Annotated in this window: 15 protein-coding genes; 3 read left to right on the forward strand and 12 right to left on the reverse strand. The window is 28.4% G+C overall.

Features of this window, described 5'->3' with window-relative positions; all coding sequences use genetic code 11:
* The first annotated feature begins 241 nt into the window (after positions 1 to 241).
* Positions 242 to 706: a GreA/GreB family elongation factor gene (locus ACH36K_RS14665; RefSeq protein WP_411168351.1), complete on the forward strand. Its 465-nt coding sequence runs from the start codon at positions 242 to 244 to the stop codon at positions 704 to 706.
* Between the two features lie 104 nt (positions 707 to 810).
* Here the strand turns inward: ACH36K_RS14665 and ACH36K_RS14670 are convergent, their stop codons facing one another.
* From ACH36K_RS14670 to ACH36K_RS14685, 4 genes are all read right to left on the reverse strand, one after another.
* Positions 811 to 1,980, reverse strand: coding sequence for a glycerate kinase (locus ACH36K_RS14670; RefSeq protein ID WP_411168352.1), 1,170 nt, complete (start codon positions 1,978 to 1,980; stop codon positions 811 to 813).
* Positions 1,981 to 2,038: 58 nt separating this feature from the next.
* Entirely contained in the window at positions 2,039 to 3,727 is a 1,689-nt protein-coding gene (locus tag ACH36K_RS14675) for a sugar phosphorylase (RefSeq protein ID WP_411168353.1), read from the reverse strand.
* A gap of 15 nt (positions 3,728 to 3,742) precedes the next feature.
* Entirely contained in the window at positions 3,743 to 6,352 is a 2,610-nt protein-coding gene (locus ACH36K_RS14680; protein ID WP_411168354.1) for a glycoside hydrolase family 38 C-terminal domain-containing protein, read from the reverse strand.
* Between the two features lie 75 nt (positions 6,353 to 6,427).
* A complete protein-coding gene (locus tag ACH36K_RS14685) occupies positions 6,428 to 8,380 on the reverse strand; it encodes a fructose-specific PTS transporter subunit EIIC (protein ID WP_411168355.1) in 1,953 nt (650 codons plus the stop codon).
* Positions 8,381 to 8,563: 183 nt separating this feature from the next.
* Between ACH36K_RS14685 and ACH36K_RS14690 the strand changes: the two genes are divergently transcribed.
* Complete coding sequence (locus tag ACH36K_RS14690; RefSeq protein WP_411168356.1) at positions 8,564 to 9,313, forward strand: MurR/RpiR family transcriptional regulator; 750 nt, start codon at positions 8,564 to 8,566, stop codon at positions 9,311 to 9,313.
* A gap of 290 nt (positions 9,314 to 9,603) precedes the next feature.
* Here ACH36K_RS14690 and glpK read toward each other — a convergent pair whose 3' ends face one another.
* From glpK to modA, 6 genes are all read right to left on the reverse strand, one after another.
* Positions 9,604 to 11,103, reverse strand: a complete 1,500-nt coding sequence (gene glpK / locus ACH36K_RS14695) for a glycerol kinase GlpK (protein ID WP_411168357.1) — start codon at positions 11,101 to 11,103, stop codon at positions 9,604 to 9,606.
* Positions 11,104 to 11,135: 32 nt separating this feature from the next.
* Entirely contained in the window at positions 11,136 to 11,891 is a 756-nt protein-coding gene (locus ACH36K_RS14700) for an MIP/aquaporin family protein (RefSeq protein ID WP_411168358.1), read from the reverse strand.
* A gap of 100 nt (positions 11,892 to 11,991) precedes the next feature.
* The gene (locus tag ACH36K_RS14705; RefSeq protein ID WP_411168359.1) at positions 11,992 to 12,552 is read right to left on the reverse strand and encodes a glycerol-3-phosphate responsive antiterminator; all 561 of its coding nucleotides are present in this window, start codon (positions 12,550 to 12,552) and stop codon (positions 11,992 to 11,994) included.
* Between the two features lie 431 nt (positions 12,553 to 12,983).
* The gene (locus ACH36K_RS14710) at positions 12,984 to 14,051 is read right to left on the reverse strand and encodes a sulfate/molybdate ABC transporter ATP-binding protein (RefSeq protein WP_411168360.1); all 1,068 of its coding nucleotides are present in this window, start codon (positions 14,049 to 14,051) and stop codon (positions 12,984 to 12,986) included.
* An 11-nt stretch (positions 14,052 to 14,062) separates the two neighbouring features.
* Positions 14,063 to 14,734, reverse strand: coding sequence for a molybdate ABC transporter permease subunit (gene modB / locus ACH36K_RS14715; protein ID WP_411168361.1), 672 nt, complete (start codon positions 14,732 to 14,734; stop codon positions 14,063 to 14,065).
* A 9-nt stretch (positions 14,735 to 14,743) separates the two neighbouring features.
* Entirely contained in the window at positions 14,744 to 15,544 is an 801-nt protein-coding gene (gene modA, locus ACH36K_RS14720; protein ID WP_411168362.1) for a molybdate ABC transporter substrate-binding protein, read from the reverse strand.
* A 319-nt stretch (positions 15,545 to 15,863) separates the two neighbouring features.
* On the opposite strand from modA, the gene ACH36K_RS14725 reads away from it, so the two are divergent.
* Positions 15,864 to 16,385 carry an excisionase family DNA-binding protein gene (locus ACH36K_RS14725; RefSeq protein ID WP_411168363.1) on the forward strand — a complete coding sequence of 174 codons (522 nt, stop codon included), beginning with the start codon at positions 15,864 to 15,866 and terminating at the stop codon, positions 16,383 to 16,385.
* A 191-nt stretch (positions 16,386 to 16,576) separates the two neighbouring features.
* Here the strand turns inward: ACH36K_RS14725 and ACH36K_RS14730 are convergent, their stop codons facing one another.
* Positions 16,577 to 17,146, reverse strand: a complete 570-nt coding sequence (locus tag ACH36K_RS14730) for a hypothetical protein (protein WP_411168364.1) — start codon at positions 17,144 to 17,146, stop codon at positions 16,577 to 16,579.
* A 314-nt stretch (positions 17,147 to 17,460) separates the two neighbouring features.
* Positions 17,461 to 18,558 carry a methyl-accepting chemotaxis protein gene (locus ACH36K_RS14735; RefSeq protein ID WP_411168365.1) on the reverse strand — a complete coding sequence of 366 codons (1,098 nt, stop codon included), beginning with the start codon at positions 18,556 to 18,558 and terminating at the stop codon, positions 17,461 to 17,463.
* Positions 18,559 to 18,576: the final 18 nt, after the last annotated feature.

Consider the following 18,576-nt stretch of genomic DNA (forward strand, 5'->3'; position numbering starts at 1 on the left):
ATAATTCAATAATTTTAATATATCATCTTCAAAATCATATAGACAAAAATAAATTCCGTGATCTTTCTAGATGCAATAAACATACTTTTACTGGTGTTAATTCTATTCATTACTATCCTTCATCTTTAATCTTTAACTTATCTTCTATTTTTAATTTCTTAGAATTATATAAAATATCTTTTATTTTTTTCTATATATTATATAATATTAACATGATATATTTGGGAAGGATTTGGTTTTTATGAATAATACATTAACAGAAGAAAATATAAAAAAGTTAAGAGAAGAATTAGAATATAGAATGACTGTAAAAAGAGCAGAAATTGCAAAAGAAAAGGCAATAGCCGCTGCACATGGTGATAGATCTGAAAATGCAGAATATAAAGAAGCTTGTGCAAATTACAGAGAAAACGATAATAGAATTCAATATTTGCTAACTATGATTTCAACAGCAACTGTTGTAGATGATAAAGATATAGATAAATCAGTATTAGGTATTAATAGTAAAGCTAAAATCAGATTTGTAGAAGACGACTTCGAAGATGTATTAACATTAGTAACTGTTATGGATTCAGATCCTGAAAATATGTTTATAAGCATTGAATCAGATTTAGGAAAAGCATTAATAGGCAAAAAAGCTCATGATATAGTTGAGGTTAATGCTCCTGAAGATAAATATACAATAGAAGTATTAGAGATATTATAATAAAAAATATTTTACTTAAAAAATCCACGATAATTTATCGTGGATTTTATTTATGCACACTCTAATAGCTTTACTAAATTCTTCAAATACAATATCCCTAATTCCTATAAACTCTTCTTCTGAATACATATTTTTTCTGATAGCTTAATTATTCTTGCTATATTATTAGCTGAAATTTCTAAATTATTTTTCCCATTCTTTAATGCTTCTTCAATAGTAGCTACTTCAGACATTATTCCTATAACTGAATCTATTCCTAAATCGTATAATTCCTCGATATCTGAACCAACTTTACCAGCAAAGGCAATTACAGGAATATCATATTTCTTAGCTATATTGGCAACTCCAATTAGTGTTTTACCAAACTTAGTTTGAAAATCTATACTTCCTTCTCCTGTAAAAACAAAATCTGCATCCTTTATCTTTTCCTCTAACTTTGAATACTTAATCACAAGATCTATTCCGCTTCTAAGTTTCCCATTACAAAAACCTACAAGAGTTGCTCCAAGGCCTCCTGCTGCCCCAGCTCCCTCTATATTATCTATTTCTTTACTTAATTCTTTTCTAACTATATTTCCATAATGCTTTAAATTTTTATCTAAAATTTCTATAGTCTCTTTACTGGCTCCTTTTTGAGGTCCAAATACATAACTCGCTCCATCTTTCCCAGTTAGGGGATTTTTTACATCACAAGCTACCTCTATCTCTATTTCTAAAATTCTCTTATCAAAATTACTTAAATCTATGGTTTCTAAATCTTTTAAAGCTCCTCCGCCAAATTTAAGCTCATTTCTATTCTTATCTTTTAAACTTACTCCCAAAGCTTGAAGCATCCCTGCTCCACCATCATTTGTAGCGCTTCCACCTAATCCTATAACCAGCCTCTTTGCTCCAATATCTAACGCTGATTTTATTAGTTCTCCTGTACCATAAGTAGTTGTAACTAATGGATCTCTTTCATCTCTTTTAACTAAATTAAGTCCACTTGCTTCTGCCATTTCTATTACTGCTGTTACACCATCTCCCAAGACACCAAATTTTGCTTCTATTTTATTTCCTAATGGTGCTGTAACTTCTACAGTATATAATTTACCTTCCGTAGCATCAACTAAAGATTCCATCGTTCCTTCTCCACCATCCGCCATAGGTACATGAACACATTCAACATCTTTAAATACTTCTTTTATTCCCTTTTCCATAGCAAAACAAGCTTCCTTTGCTGTCATGCTTTCCTTAAATGAATCTGGTGCTAATATAATTTTTTTAATTCCCATATAAGTTCACTCCTATGTAGTTAGTAGATTTCAAAATATATCAATATCTTATTTTAATTTACTTTATCCATAAGAATTCATACGGTTTTAATTCTATGTTACTACTTATTTCTCTACCTGTAATTATATCTTTACCAGAAATAATTGAATTTACTTTTGATATTTTAGAATCTATATTTACTATAAAAGTTATTTTCTCCTTTGTGTATTCATTAAATCTTTCTAAAGCAAATATATTTTCTCCTAGATTTAAAACCTTTTGAGACGCAAATGGTGAAAATGCAGAATGTTCTTTTCTTATTTTAATTAATTCCTTTATTCTATTAAATATCTTTTTTCTTCTTTCATCTAACTTTAATTCAGTAGATATTCTTGAGAACTCAAGTCTTTCTCTATTAATCCTTCTATTTATTCCTGACTCTTCTAAGCCCTTATAGTCATTTTTTGAACCTAATAGTGAGTGATAGTATATTGCTGGTACTCCTACACAAGATAATAATATAGAATTTGAAGCAACTATCTTATTAATTTGAATTTCTAATTCAATATCCTCTTCTAAATTTATAATAGCATCATTATAATTTATATTAAGCTCATATACAGACTTACTTCCATCAGTATTATTCTTATAAGAAACCTTACCACCATTTTTAATAACCTTGTCTACTAAAAGTTGCTTTTCTTCGTCAGATAATATACCTTCTGTTGGTCTCATTCCTATGCCATCATGACTTGATAGAAAATTAAAGTATGTGGCCGTGTTAGATACCTTATCTATAGTTTTAGCCCACTCATTTAACTTTTTAGAGTTATGAGTTGTAAGAGTATGTAAAACTAATGGTGGTAAAGCAAATTGATACACCATATTAGCTTCGTTAGTTGTATCACCAAAATAACTTATATTCTCTTTATGAGGTACGTTAGTTTCTGTTATTATTTGAGTATTTGGCTTAAAATAATCTAAAAGCATTCTCCAAATCTCAATAATGGCATGAGTTTGTGGAAGGTGCATGCAACTTGTACCTGATTCCTTCCATAAAAAGCCTATAGCATCTAATCTTATTGATGTGGCACCATTTTGGGCATAGTTTAATAATATATCTGTCATTTCTAAAAAAACTGGGAAATGTCCAAAATTAACATCAATTTGATCTTCACTAAATGTTGTCCAAGCTGTCTTTAATCCACTTTCACCCTTATACTCATGAAATAATGGTGATGTTCTAGGCCTTACTACATTCTTACTATCAAAGTTATTATCATCTTTTATGAAATAATTTTTATATTTTTCTTCATCATTTAAGTATCCCTTAAACCAGCTACTAGATTTAGAAATATGATTAGCTACAAAGTCATACATCAATCTATAATCTTTAGATAAATTTTTTATATCTTCCCAATCTCCTAAATCCTTATTTATTTCCATATAATTAACTACAGAAAATCCATCATCAGAAGTATAAGTAAACATTGGAAGTATATGCACATCAGTTATAGTATCTTCTATATTTTCCTTTAAAAACTTATTTAAAGTTCTTATTGTTGGTACTCCCTCTTCATAAATACTATCTCCATAAGTTATTAAATATACATTTTTTTCAGAAATAGCTTCTGGTATTATAAAACTTACTTTCTCCCACTTATTTATTAGCTTTTCAATTTCCACTTCAAATTCTTCTTTATAATCTGAATTATATACAAATCTTATTTTTTCAACTATAGATTTAATTAGTTCTAGTTTATTCATAAAAACCTCCAGATTTTATAATCTTACCTTTATAGTTACATACCCTCTAGGCTTGATTTTAATTTTTCCTGTAATCTCCTCAATTTCTCTTTCATAAAGATTAGTTAATGTTAATTTTTTAAAATCTCCCATTAAACCAATACTCTCCTCTTTATCACTAGGATTAAATAGTCTTAATATATATCCATCTTTTTCATAAGATTCTTTAAATACACTTTGTATTACATTACAATTATCTATTTTAATTAAAGAATATTCCTCTTTATTAACTTCATAATTTAATGGAATTTCAAATCTTTCCAATCTCTCTTCAAAAAGGTTTAAGCTTTGCTTTTGATAAGTTGTGTATCTTTCAATATACTTATCTGCTAGCTTAAATAATTCTTCTTCTGGTGAATCTATCATTGCTATTGCATACTCGAAATTCATTTCCTTAATTAGTTGTGCATCTTCAGTGTAAACAACCTTATTATTTATTCCTGAAGCTCTTCCTGGTCTCCATAGAAGATTATCTTTTCCAAGTACTCCAACACTTCTAAATAGTGTTAGTGCTATCTTTGAATCATCTAAAATTTCAAATTCTTTAATTCCCTTAGCAATAACTCCATAAATATTATTTTCATTCTTTAATGCAACTATATTTTCTAAGGCATATATAGGTACTGGAGCTTCTGCAAAGCCTTTTTCTCTCCATGTATTAAAATATGTGTTTATATTATTTCTCTCAACAAAGGAAAATCCTTCATCACTTAAAGATTTTGTACTGTTTACGTTACTATTTAATATAACTCTTACCCTATGATCCTTAACATTATTATCTATACTGTGTTTTATTCTTATAAATGATTCATTACTTCTAAGCTCTATTTCTGTATTTACAATTACCTCTTCAGCTTTTAAGTTAAATCCTTCATGCTGAATAAACATCTTATTTATGTTTTTAGATTTTTTAACACCTAAAAATATAGCTTTTAATAGAAGTGTTTTTTCATTACTTTCTGCTGGTGAATAATCATAAGAATCACCACAATCTTCAGTATCCTCAAAGTAGAACATATTTTTAATTTCTTCTTTAGTTTTCTTATTAACTAATATAACATTATTATCCTGAACCACTATTTTAAAGCTCTTATTTTCTATTTTATTTTCTTTAATAGATTCTAGAATATTTTCTTTATTTATTGTTCCATCATTAACTACTATAGTCTTATATCCTATAGCTAAAAGCTCCTGATTATTTATAACTACTTCACTTCTATAGTACCCTGGAAGTTCTATCTCCTTTTCGCCCTCAGCTGTTACTACAACTTGTTTTCCCCCACTTAAATAATCTTGTTTTATTAAATCAAAGCTTACATTGCTTCCATCTAAATTTTCTAATATAAAGTTTTTTTCTTTAGTGAATATTACTGTTTTGATATTTTCTATTGAGTTTTGCACCTTAGTATTGAAAAGTACAAGTATATTTTCCTTTCCAACCTTATTACTAATTGCTATAGTAATTTGTTTCTTTATTATGTTTATTAACCCTGAACAAATTCTATTTACCTTCTCTAATCTATTTAAAATTTCTCTATTTGTATCATCAGAATTACATCCACCTATACTATCATGAGCATGTACATCAAATAATAATTTCCACATCATATCTATCCAGGATGTTGGATATTTTAAACCTAGAGATTTTCCTATAACAGCAAGTGGCTCTAAAATATAAAGTATCTTGTTTTCCACGTCATAATTAGCTTTTTTAATATCATATCTTTGAGATTTTATAGTATTATGGATTCTTGATTTTTGACAAGCTATTAATTCTCCTCTTATTTCATTTTCAAAATCAGCATTCCAAGTATCCGCCATAAAATTTTCATAGTTAGATAATATGAATTCATACTTATCTTGTTTTTCATTAAGTTCTTTCACAACCTTTGGAAAGTGCTCTCTAATAAGAACTTGATCTCCACCAGCTGGTAATAAAAGATTATCTGAATCCTTATTTAAATCCTCTAGTTTTTTAAGCATAGGCATAAGCTTTTCTTCTATATACTCTTTATCTGATGATAAAAATTTTCCTGGTCCATATCCTAAGAAAATATTGTTTGCCTTTACAGTCTCTCCATCAGGTGAAGTCCATTTAAAATTCAAATTTCCCTTTAACTCATCAGTGTACACCCCTCTTTGAAGTACACTATTTTCTATATCAAACCCTTTAAAAATTGAAGGTAAATATTGATTTTGCCCAAAAATATCAGGTAAATATCCTACCTTCATAGAATGACCTAACTTATTTCCTAATCTTGTTCCATATAGTAAATTTCTTATTATAGACTCCTTATTTACTAATAAACTATCAGTTTGAGTATACCAAGGCCCTACAAAGATTCTTCTTTCTTTTATTAATTTTTCTAACTTTTCCCTATCTTCTGGATAAATTTTTAAATATTCATCAACAATTGAAAGCTGAGCATCAAATGTATATGAATTAAATTCTGAATTTTTTTCTAATACATCCATAAGATATGACATATTTTGACTTAGTAGTAGGTTTGAATCCTCTATTGTAAAGTACCACTCCCTATCCCAATGTGAATGTGGTACTACATATACCTTTTTTCTTCTACTCATTCTTATCCTCCTAATTTTACTTCCTAGTGAAAGAACTAAAAACTATAAATATAGCTTTTAGTTCATAATTGATTATTACATTATGTTCTTCTCTTCTTTTTTAATTAAGTAATATCTTATAAAGATATTTGCCAAAGCTATAAATAATGTTCCTACTAGTAGCCCTACTATATAAGCCCATAAGTTCTCCACTAAAGGCCATCCCCATATTGCTGGTAATGGATTCCACTGAACTGCACCTAAAGCAACAGCAGTACATGATCCAAATATTGCACCAAGCATATTAATTGGAATAGTTATTAATGGGTTCTTTAACATAAATGGTATAGCTCCCTCACTTACTGCTATAAGTCCTAACATAATTGATGTACTACCAACAACTCTTAAACTTTCATCAAATACTCTTCTCTTAACGACAAATTTATCTAAAACTGTTGCAAGGCCCAATCCTATTGGAGGTATTATTATAGATAATACTCTTCCTGTTAGAGGGAATATGGCATCTGCTGCTAGTCCCATAGCTATAGCTCCAGCTGCCTTATTTACTGGCCCTCCAAGGTCAAACGCTGTACAAGCTGCTATTACAGATGTTAATAGTAACGTACTTCCTGTATCAAAAGAAGCTATTAAATTTGATAACCAACCATTTATTCCTCCAAAAATTGGATCTATAAGATAAAAATTCAGTATAAATATAGTTAATACTGATATACCAGGTAATAAAAACATTGGTTTCATTGCTTGAAGATTTTTTGGTAATTTAATCTTCTCATTTAAGAATTTACTTAAATAACCTGCAACTAGACCTAATACTAAAGCACCTAAGAATCCTGAAGGTATTCCACCCTTAACTCCCCAGAATGTATAATGTAATCCACCGGCAAAAGCACCTCCTATGAACCCTGGTACAAGACCTGGTCTATCTGCTATTGAATAAGAAACATAAGCTGCAAATACTGGATATATAAACTTAAATATTAATCCACCAAACTTATCTAAATAATGTAAGAATACATACAATTGATTTGAGCTTTCTCCAAACTGCCCTAAGTTATCTATTTGACCTATTCCCATGGCCCAAAGCTTTGCTATTCCCATCATAAGGCCTGCTGCAACTATAACTGGAATCATATAAGAAATACCAGTCATTACAGCTTCCATCATTTCAGATAAAATTCCTTTTTTCTTTTCATTATCTTTTGATGTGTCTGCTACTTCTCCTCCATCTACTTTTCCTTCTGGATTTTCTAAAACTCTATTTATTAAAGCCTTAGCATCCTTTAATGGTTCAGCAACTTTTACTTTAACAAAATTTTTGCCATTATATCTTTCAATATTTTTAACAGCTATATCACATGCAAATATTACTCCATCAGCATTTTTTATATCTTCTTTGCTATGCTTATCTTCTATTCCGTTAGCCCCTTGCTTTTCAACAAGTATTCTAACTCCCATCTCTCTTCCTGCCTTTTCTAATGCTTCAGCAGACATATATGTGTGAGCAATTCCTGTAGCACAAGCTGTAACAGCTAAAACCGTCTTATTATATTCTTTAACTTCACTATTTTCCTTCTTATAATTTAAGGCTTCAATAAATTCTTTACTATTTTTAGCCTTTTTTAAATTAGTTGTGAAATCTTCATACATTAAAGCCGATGATAATTCAGCTAATAATTTTAAGTGAGTTGATCCTTCTTCAGCTTTTGGAATAGCTAATAAAAATACTAAATCAACATTATTGTCATCAGTAACACTTTCCCAATCCATTATAGGCTTTTCTAATCTTGCCACTGCAAAAGCTGCTTTTTTTACTGTGGTTGACTTACCATGTGGAATTGCAACTCCTCTTTCAAGCCCTGTTGGAGAATGTGCTTCTCTTTCCATAACCGCTTGTAAAAATTCTTCTTTTGATGAAATTATATTATCATCATAAAGTCTTTCTACTAATTTTTTTATTACTTCTTTTTTATTTGAACATTTTTGATTTAAAAGAATAAGATTATTATTGGTCATCTTTTTTAAATCCATCTTCATTCTCTCCTTTTTAATTTTAATGTACATCGCTTTATATCTTTTGCAATCTTTTACAAGCCTATTATTACATACTTATATAAACTTTTGTTATACAATGAAAGTATAATTTTACTTTTTTATATCTAAATGTGTATAATGATTTTAAATATACAATTTTTTTATTTGGAGGTTATATCTATGAGTACTCTTGTTAATTACTTCTCTGATAAGCTAAATAATTTAACTTATGCTGAAAAACATATTTTTTATTATATTGACTCAAACTTAGAAAAATCAAAAAAAGAATCTTTAACTAAAATGGCAGATGAAAACAATGTAAGTACAACTACAATTATTAGAATGTGTAGTAAACTAGGCTTATCAGGCTTTTCAGAGCTTAAATACATATTAAAAACTATTAATATAGATACCAATCCTCATATAGATAACTATATAGAAGCTATCAAAAATAATATAAATCTTTCACTAGATAAACTCTCTATTAATAACATAAATAGATTAGTAAATATGATAAAAGAAGCTAAGAAAATAATTATAGTTTCTGTTGGACTTTCTAAACCCATGGGAGAATACTTCTCTAAACTACTAATGCAAGCTAATAAAAGTAGCTTTTATATATACGAATCTCACATAATTGATCTTCTAGATAAAAGTTCAACTCATGATGATTTAATTATATTTATATCTAATAGTGGAGAAACTCATACATTAACCAATATAGCTGAAAAGTTAAGCTATAGAAATTTTAAAACTGCTGCTATAGTTAATACTCCTGATTCTTCCTTATCTAAACTTGTAGATACTTCTATAAACACTTATTCTGAAAAAAGTAATTTATATGGTTATGATATAACAGCAAGATCTACTCTTTTAATTATTCTTGACGTTATTTTCGCTTATTATATTAACAATACAATAAAAAAATAGCCCGTCTTAATCTATGACAGGCTATTTTACTTTCTCATATGGATCTTTATCTAAATTTTCTTCTATTATTATAAAAGACTCTAATTTATATATTAATCTTATTTTGATCTTATAATAAATACATAAGACATTTTACTATCTCAGCAATAGAAATTCCATTATATAAAAATATATATTATAGCGATATATATTTAAGGTATATGTCTTAAAATATAATATCTAAGACATATACCTCTTAAAAATATAATTTTACTATTTATAAATATTAATCATCGGAATATTATTTAGTACTACTCTTCATCTTCCCATCTTAAGGATCTCTTAACAGCTTTTTTCCATCCTTTATAATACTTATCTACTTGCTCTTTATCAAGCTTTGCATCAAATTCATCAGCCATATGCCAGAATTTCTTAACTTCTTCTTTATCCTTCCAGAATCCTACTGCAAGACCTGCTAAATAAGCCGCTCCTAATGCTGTTGTTTCTGATATTATAGGCCTTACAACCTTTTTACCTAATAAATCTGCTTGGAATTGCATTAAGAATTTATTTCTACTTGCTCCTCCATCTACTTTTATACTCTTAAGATCTGATCCAACATCCTCTTTCATAGCATCTATAAGATCTCTTGTTTGATATGCTATGGACTCAAGAGCAGCTCTCATAAGATGATTTCTATTAGTTCCTCTTGTTATTCCAAATATTGCTCCCCTAGCATACATGTCCCAATGAGGTGCTCCAAGTCCAACAAAAGCTGGTACTATATACACTCCACCATTGTCATCAACCTTAGATGCAAAATATTCAGTATCTACTGAATCATTTACTATTTTTAGCTCATCTCTAAGCCATTGAATAACAGCTCCTCCTACAAATACAGATCCCTCTAAAGCATATTGAACCTTTCCATCAAGACCTATAGCTATAGTCGTTAAAAGACCATTTTTACTTTCTACCATTTCTTCGCCTGTATTCATTAACAAGAAGCATCCTGTCCCATAGGTATTCTTAGCTTCACCCTTTTCAAAACAAGTTTGACCAAATAAAGCAGCTTGTTGATCTCCTGCCATACCAGCTATAGGAACTCTTACTCCACCTTTTCCTCCAAGGTTTGTATCACCATAAACTTCAGAACAATTTCTAACTTCTGGTAACATTGACTTTGGTATATTTAATTCCTCTAAAATTTTGTCATCCCATTTTAATTCTTTTATATTATAAAGCATAGTTCTTGATGCATTAGTATAATCAGTAACATGAACTTTACCATTAGTTAACTTCCATACAAGCCATGTATCTACAGTTCCAAATAAAAGTTCTCCTCTGTCTGCCTTTTCTCTTGCACCTTCTACATTATCTAGTATCCATTTTATTTTAGTTCCTGAAAAATAAGCGTCTACAACTAATCCAGTATTTTTCTTAATATAATCTTCCCATCCATTAGCTTTTAGATTATCACATATATCTGCTGTTCTTCTACATTGCCATACAATTGCATTATAAACAGGTCTTCCTGTGCTTTTTTCCCAAACAATAGTAGTTTCTCTTTGATTTGTTATACCTATAGCTGCTACTTCATCTTGAGTAATATTAGTTTTAGCTATAACTTCCTGAAGTACTCCATATTGAGTAGCCCATATTTCCATTGGATCATGCTCAACCCATCCTTCTTTAGGATATATTTGAGTAAATTCTTTCTGGCTTATTCCTACTATATTTTGTTCCTTATCAAATACAATTGCTCTTGAACTTGTTGTTCCTTGATCTAGTGCTATAATATACTTTCCCATAGTTATCTCTCCCTCATTTTTCAATTTCAAATTTATAATTTAATAATTAAATCAAATACTAAACTTCCAAAAACTCCTCCAAGTATAGGTGCTATAACTGGTATTAAAGAATAGCTCCAATCTGAATCAACTTTATTCTTCATAGGTAGTATAGCATGTACTATTCTTGGTCCTAAGTCTCTAGCTGGATTTATTGCATATCCTGTTGTACCTCCAAGAGACAATCCTATACCCCATACTAAAATACCTACCAAAAATGATCCCATAATTCCTACTGTTCCTATTATTTCTCCTCCTGAACCTTGGAAGGTAGTTTTAAAGACTTCACTATAAGTTATTCCTCTTATACCTAATAATAATATAAAGGTTCCAGTAAATTCACCTACAAAATTATAAAATTTATTTTTTATAGCTGGTGCTGTGCAAAATGTTGCTCTTATGTCTTCTCCATTTGAAGTTTCATCATAATGTTGCTTATAGTTAATATAAACAATAAACATCCCAACCATGGCTCCTAACATCTGGCTTATTATATACATTGGTACTTTTCCCCAAGCAAATAATCCTGATGAAGCTAGTCCAATAGTTACTGCTGGATTTAGATGAGCACCACTCATCCATCCTGTAATATATGCTGCTACTGCTACAGCAAACCCCCATCCTGCTGTTATTACAATCCATCCTGAAGAATTTCCCTTTGTTTTCTTTAGTACTACATTGGCAACAACCCCATTACCTAGTAGAATTAAAATAAGTGTACCTAAGAACTCTGCTAAATATGCTTGCATTTTGCTCTCCCCTTTTATTAAAAATTATTATTTTAAGAAAAAAAACCACATAAAATTGCATGAGCAATCTTATGTAGCTTTTTCTCTTATTCTCTCTTTTCTACATAGACCATATTTCTTTTTTAGTTGTAGATATACATGTCGCACCACACTTTAAGGCTTCCATTACATCTTCCTTATCTGAAATTAATCCCCCTGCTATTAATGGCTTATTAAGACTTAAAGAAAGTTCCTTAATTATTTTGAAAAGTAATCCTGGAAGAATCTCTACAGCATCACACTCATCTACTAAATGATTTTTTATATTTTCTTTAGACAAACTATCTATCATAAATACTCTTTGAACGGCTATAAGTCCAAGTCTCTTAGCTGATCTTATTACTTGAGGCTTTGTACTTATTATCCCTTGGAATTTTGTGTTTTCAATTAAGAATCTCAAAGATACTTCTTTACTTGAAATCCCCTCTATTAAGTCTATATGAATAACACCTATTTTATTACTATTAAATATTTTTTCACTTATATTTTTAATATTTAATATGTTTCCGAATAAAACGAAAATAACTTGTATATCACTCTCTAAAGCTAACTCTAATTCTTTTTCATCTTTTACTGCTGCGACTATAGGATTGTCCTCTAAAACTCTTTTAAAATTACTCATTTTATTCCTCTATCCCTCTATTTTTTGTAATCATTTACAGTACGATATTATTCTATCACGTCATATATTCAATTGTCAATATATCCCTATTTCTATATATTTGTTTATTATTTCACAAAAATGGTTATATCAAAAAATAATATATTAATTTAAATTAAATCCCTCCTGATAGTAAGCTCTATTTGTCTTATAAATTATGACTTGACTCATAAATGATTAGGATAAAATTTTAACAAATTTTAGAGATTTTCTTAAAATATTAATTATAAAAAATAATAAATTAATAAAAAAATTTTGCTAACCTATTTATACTGTAAACAAAAGGGATATTTTCAGCTATAAAAATATCCCTTTTGTCTAATCATTATTAAATTTTGTATTATAAATTAAGAACTTTACTTATTAAGCTACTATATAATCACTATAAATTATTACTCCAAAAGTAAAATTGAATCTTCAGGTATTTTTAAATATAAATTTTCTTTATTTTTTTTATTATCCCATTCCTCTTTCTTAACTTTATACAATATAACACTGTTATCACTTTTTTCATTAATATTTTTATTTTCAAACATTATGTTATATTCAAATACGTTTTCTACTATCTTAATTATTTTACATTCTAGAACATTTTTTTCATCCTGTGTGTTAACATCATCAATGATTTTAAAGTTGTGAGCTCTAACTCCAACATAATTTATATTTTCAGGTACTATTTTTTCTGTTTCTAAGATGATATTCCAATCAGTAGCATAAACCCTATTTGAAGAAAGAATTTGGCATTTTGAAATATTTTTGCAGCCTGTAAGTATTGCTGCTTCAAACAATTTTGGTTCTTTAAAAATCTCCTTAGTGTTTCCTAATAAAATTGAATTACCTTTGTCAATAATAGCAATATTTTTACAAAACTTATATACTTCTTCCCTGCTATGAGTAACCATTAAAACTTCTCCATTATACAATTTTAGCAGTTCTAAAACCTCAGTCTGAAGTTGCTCTTTTAAATATGAATCTAATGCAGAAAATGGTTCATCAAGCATCAATATATCTGGTTTATATATAATACACCTAGCCATAGCAACTCTTTGTTGCTGACCTCCAGAAAGTTGACTTGGGTATTTCTTTTCTAATCCTTGCAAATGAAATGATTTTATAATTTCATTTACCTTCTTTTCTTTTTCCCTTTTTGAATCTAATAGTGCTATTCCAATATTTTCTTCTACAGTCATGTTCGGAAACAAAGCATAATTTTGAAACAAATATCCTATATTTCTTTCTTGAGGCTTAAGATTAATTTTTTTCTCAGAATCAAATAATACTTTTCCATTAAGTACAATACGTCCTTCATCAGGAGTTTCAATTCCAGCAATACATTTAAGAGTCATACTTTTTCCACTGCCAGAAGCACCTAAAATTCCAAGATACTCTCCATTTGTTTCAAAAGAAACCTCAAGAGAAAAACCTTTTAACTTTTTCTTTATATCAACAAACAAACTCATTAAATTCTTCCTTACTTCAAATATTTTCTTTCTCTTAGAGTAAAATAATTTGTTAAAACAACAACTATAAATGATATTATGGTAACAATTAGAACATAGTCAAAAGCAACCCCCATATTCCCTGCTGATACTTCTGCATAAATTGCTAAAGGTAGGGTCCTTGTCTTATTTGCTATGTTCCCTGCAATCATTGCTGTAGCTCCAAATTCTCCAAGCCCTCTTGCAAAGGCTAGTATGCCCCCTGAAGCAACTCCAGGTAATGCAAGTGGCATCATTATACGCCAAAAAATTTTTTTCTCTGACATTCCTAATGTTCTTGCAGCCATTATTAAGTTTTGATCAACTTGTTCAAATGCACCTCTTGCTGAACGATACATAAGTGGAAAAGATATTACTACAGAGGCTATTACAGTGGCTGCCCAAGAAAAAACTATTTTTACCCCTAAAAAATCTAACAAGAACTTACCTATTGGCCTATTTACACCAAATATAATCAAAAGGAAAAATCCCATTACTGTTGGTGGCAAAACTAATGGTAATGTTAATATACCATCTAAAATCATTTTTATTTTTTCGGACTTTATCTTTACAATAAATATTGCTACAAAAAGTCCTAACAAAAATGTTAAGACCATTGATGCGGTTGCAGTTTTTAAAGAAATTATTATTGGTGATATATCCATTATATTCTCCTATTTATTAGCTGAAAATCCATAAGATTCGAATACTTTGATTGCTTCATCAGATTTCAAAAATTCTGTGAACTTCTTTACTGATTCTTGATTTTTAGTACTCTTCACTATACCTACTGGATAAATTACTTTAGAAACACTTCTTTCTTTAGCTTCTGTAACAACTTCTACTTTACTATTTGAAGCTGCATCTGTTGAATATACAACTCCAGCATCAGCACTAGCTTCAGCAACCCAATTTAAAACTTCTGTAACATTTGTCCCAAGGCTTGCCTTTGAAGAAACTTGATCCCAAATTTTAAGGTTTTCAAATAATTGTTTTGAATATTGTCCAACTGGTACACTTTCTGGATCTCCAATAGCAATTTTTTCAGACTTTAATATATCTTCAAAAGTTTTTATATCTTTATTACTACCTTTTGGAACAATAAGCACAATTTTATTTTGAAGAAGTTCAACAATAGAGCTCTCATCAACTAAACCTTTTTTATTTAATTCATTCATTTGCTTCATTGCTGCTGACATAAAAACATCTATTTCTGCACCTTCTTCAATTTGACTTTGTAACTTTCCTGAACTATCGTAAGTTCCTTGGACCTTAATATTAGGATTTTTTTCTTTAAACATTGGTATTAATTTATCTTCCATACAATTTTTTAAACTTGCTGCAGCTGCAACAGTTATAGTTGTTTCTTTAGTTTGACTATCCTTTACATTTTCTGTAGCTTTATTTTTGCTACACCCAACAGCAAAAAATACTAAACAGCACATACTTAAAATTAAACTTATTCTTTTTTTCATTCTCTATACCCCCATTTATTAAATAATTATAAGTTTAGAAATGTAAAGTTGTTTTAATCTTGATAAAACACAACAAAACCGAACTAAACATAACTAAAATGAATAATTTAAATTATAATGTAAACATTTCCTTATGTCAAATTATTTTCAATTTTAGGTTTATTTACCAATTAAACTAAATTTGAAATCTATAAGATGATATTTAAAACCAAATATATAGTTCTAAAATTTAACAAAAAAGGTAACTCCTAATTGTTATATTTAAATTATTATGTTAAATTATTTTTATATTAAATAATAAAATGAAAAGGTGAATGAAATGAATGAAGATATCTTATATACACCAGATGAAATTGCTCAAAAATTAAAGATAACTAAAAGCACTGTGTACGAAATGATAAAACGTGGAGATTTAGATGCTCATCGTATGGGAAAGCATCTTCGTATATCTAACTCACAATTTGATATTTATCTTTTAAAATCTAAAGGTTATGAAAACAGCTATGAAGCAACCTTAATTCATGAAAATGAAGAAATGTTTGCATATATTAACTCAGTTAAAATTCAAGTTAATACTGAACTAGAAGGAAAAGTAAAAGTTTGTATTCATCCAGAAGATATCATACTAAGTAAAGGTACCTTTATAAGTAGTGCACGAAATGTTCATAAAGGCGTTGTAGCGGATATTATAATAGATGGAAATAGTGCAAAAGTAATTTTAAATGTTGGTATTCCTTTAGTAGCGCTAATAACAAAAAAATCCTTAAATGAAATGGGTATAGAAAAAGGAATGGAGCTTTTCGCCATTTTCAAAACTATGTCTGTAAAAGTTTATAAATAGTATTTTCCTTGTTGTCAATTAATAATTAAATACCTTATTATCAATACTAATACTTTTATAAATATCTATATAAACTTGCTCAACACTAAATCTTTTTTAATTAGCTATTGTTTTAACATAAGTTAAAATAAAAAAAGAAGAGTTGCAAAATGTTTAGTACTTAATCATTTTTTAACTCTTCATTTTTAATTTTATTTATTTTTTTCTGATAAATAAGATATTAATTCATCATAATTATTTTCAGCTAATGATTCTCTTGATTTTAAGTCTTTTATTTTATTATTTGAATTTATAATACTTTCATAATTAGATAGAGTTTCTAATATAGCAGACTTAAAAATTGGAATAACCTCTATTATTCTTTTTATTCCATATACATATTCATCATCACTAATGTTATAACACTTAAATAATCCTGAAGTTAATCTTCCATCAGAAAACATGTAAATATACCTATCTTTCATTTCATCAGATAAATCAACTTCAATTTTATGCTTATACAACCTAAATATAGTATCATTTTCTTTTATAAATATAGGGAATATAGTTGAAAAAAGTACTACTACATCCTCTTCCTTATCAACAACTCCAGTAAAATCATGTTCATTAAGCTTTGTTAAAATCTCATCTGTAAATATACAATCTTTTATTTTCTTACTCAGAGTCATTTTTAACTTTTGTTCTTTTCCCTCAATTAAAAAGTTATCAATTGAATTAAATAGTCTACTAATTTTTTTTATATTTTTTTCTGAATTATTCATACTAATACATCTCCTTAAATAATTCAATAGAAAGTCATTACACTACTTTCTTTATATAATTTAATATTATCTATATATACATTTTAGTATATTTAAAATAATTATACAAATTCATTATATAAAACTTATTTAGTAAATTAAAAATATAGTCTTATTTTTCCTCTTTAGGATATAACCTTAATAACTAAATATTTTACGATAGTTATTCACAATAAACATAAAAATATAATTTCCTAAAGAGTAAAAAAACATCATATTACTGATGTTTCTTAGTAGATGCGATGGTACTAATAGTTACCCATCGCATCATTAATTTATATTTTAAACTTATTGACATTAACCATCATCTTTTTGCTCATGTCACTTAACTCATTTAATGATTCAGCAACAACTTTAGTTGAACTAGTCATTTCCTCAGTGGACGCTGATATTTCCTCTGCAGATGCAGATACTTCCTCAGATATAGCCGAAGCCCCTTCTATTTTTTCTAATATTACATCCTTATTCTCATTTAAATCTTCAACTGAATTATTTGCAACATTAATTTTAGGTGTTATTTCATTTACTGCTACTGTTATATTCTCAAATGATTTTATAGCAGTAAATATATTTTTTTCTTGAGTTTGAAGCTCTGACTTAACTGAGTCTGTGGTTTCAACCATTAATTCTGTATCCTTTGATATTTGAGATATTATAGTGGCTATATTTATAGAAGATTCTTTGCTTTGTTCAGCAAGCTTTCTTATTTCTTCAGCAACAACTGAAAAACCACGGCCAGCCTCTCCCGCCCTTGCAGCTTCAATAGCTGCATTTAAAGCTAAAAGATTAGTTTGTTCAGAAATACTATTTATTAAATTAGTTATTTCATTTACCTTTGTTACATTTTTACCAACGCCTTGTGTTTTCAGAATTAAATCATTAAATGCTTTATTAACATTTCTAACTGATTCAATTACATTTTCCATATCATCATTACTATTATTAGCCATAGATTTTATATTAATTGTATTTACATCTACATCTTTTATTATCTTAACCATATCCCCTAACTTTGCGCTAAACTCTTGAAGTATTGCAGTGATATCAACTAAATCTGTGGCTTGATTCATAGTGCCTTTTGAGACATCGTTAATAGCTATTGAGATATTTTTACTTGAAGACAATACTTCATCCCCTGTTACTGAAAGTTTATCTGTTTGAGTATCAATACCAGTAGAACTTTCCTTTATATCATTTAATATATTAATAATTGAACCTTTCATAACATCTAAGGCTGATGACATCTTACCTATCTCATCTTGTCTATTTAAAAGCTCCTCGGAAATTTCTTTACTTAAATCTCCCTCTGATATTTCTTTTAAATGAATCATTACTCCATCAATAGGTTTACTTATAGATTTTGATATAAGCACTACGATTAATCCACCAAT

The organism is Clostridium sp. MB05 (assembly GCF_046581255.1).
GTDB lineage: Bacteria > Bacillota > Clostridia > Clostridiales > Clostridiaceae > Clostridium.

Excerpts from the sequence above, each read along its gene's own strand:
- ACH36K_RS14700 (WP_411168358.1), bottom strand. The coding sequence starts at position 11,891 with ATGCAAGCATATTTAGCAGAGTTCTTAGGTACACTTATTTTAATTCTA.
- modB (WP_411168361.1), bottom strand. The coding sequence starts at position 14,734 with ATGGATATATCACCAATAATAATTTCTTTAAAAACTGCAACCGCATCA.
- ACH36K_RS14705 (WP_411168359.1), bottom strand. The coding sequence starts at position 12,552 with ATGAGTAATTTTAAAAGAGTTTTAGAGGACAATCCTATAGTCGCAGCA.
- ACH36K_RS14710 (WP_411168360.1), bottom strand. The coding sequence starts at position 14,051 with ATGAGTTTGTTTGTTGATATAAAGAAAAAGTTAAAAGGTTTTTCTCTT.
- ACH36K_RS14690 (WP_411168356.1), top strand. The coding sequence starts at position 8,564 with ATGAGTACTCTTGTTAATTACTTCTCTGATAAGCTAAATAATTTAACT.
- ACH36K_RS14730 (WP_411168364.1), bottom strand. The coding sequence starts at position 17,146 with ATGAATAATTCAGAAAAAAATATAAAAAAAATTAGTAGACTATTTAAT.
- ACH36K_RS14725 (WP_411168363.1), top strand. The coding sequence starts at position 15,864 with ATGAATGAAGATATCTTATATACACCAGATGAAATTGCTCAAAAATTA.
- modA (WP_411168362.1), bottom strand. The coding sequence starts at position 15,544 with ATGAAAAAAAGAATAAGTTTAATTTTAAGTATGTGCTGTTTAGTATTT.
- ACH36K_RS14685 (WP_411168355.1), bottom strand. The coding sequence starts at position 8,380 with ATGGATTTAAAAAAGATGACCAATAATAATCTTATTCTTTTAAATCAA.
- ACH36K_RS14670 (WP_411168352.1), bottom strand. The coding sequence starts at position 1,980 with ATGGGAATTAAAAAAATTATATTAGCACCAGATTCATTTAAGGAAAGC.
- glpK (WP_411168357.1), bottom strand. The coding sequence starts at position 11,103 with ATGGGAAAGTATATTATAGCACTAGATCAAGGAACAACAAGTTCAAGA.
- ACH36K_RS14680 (WP_411168354.1), bottom strand. The coding sequence starts at position 6,352 with ATGAGTAGAAGAAAAAAGGTATATGTAGTACCACATTCACATTGGGAT.
- ACH36K_RS14665 (WP_411168351.1), top strand. The coding sequence starts at position 242 with ATGAATAATACATTAACAGAAGAAAATATAAAAAAGTTAAGAGAAGAA.
- ACH36K_RS14675 (WP_411168353.1), bottom strand. The coding sequence starts at position 3,727 with ATGAATAAACTAGAACTAATTAAATCTATAGTTGAAAAAATAAGATTT.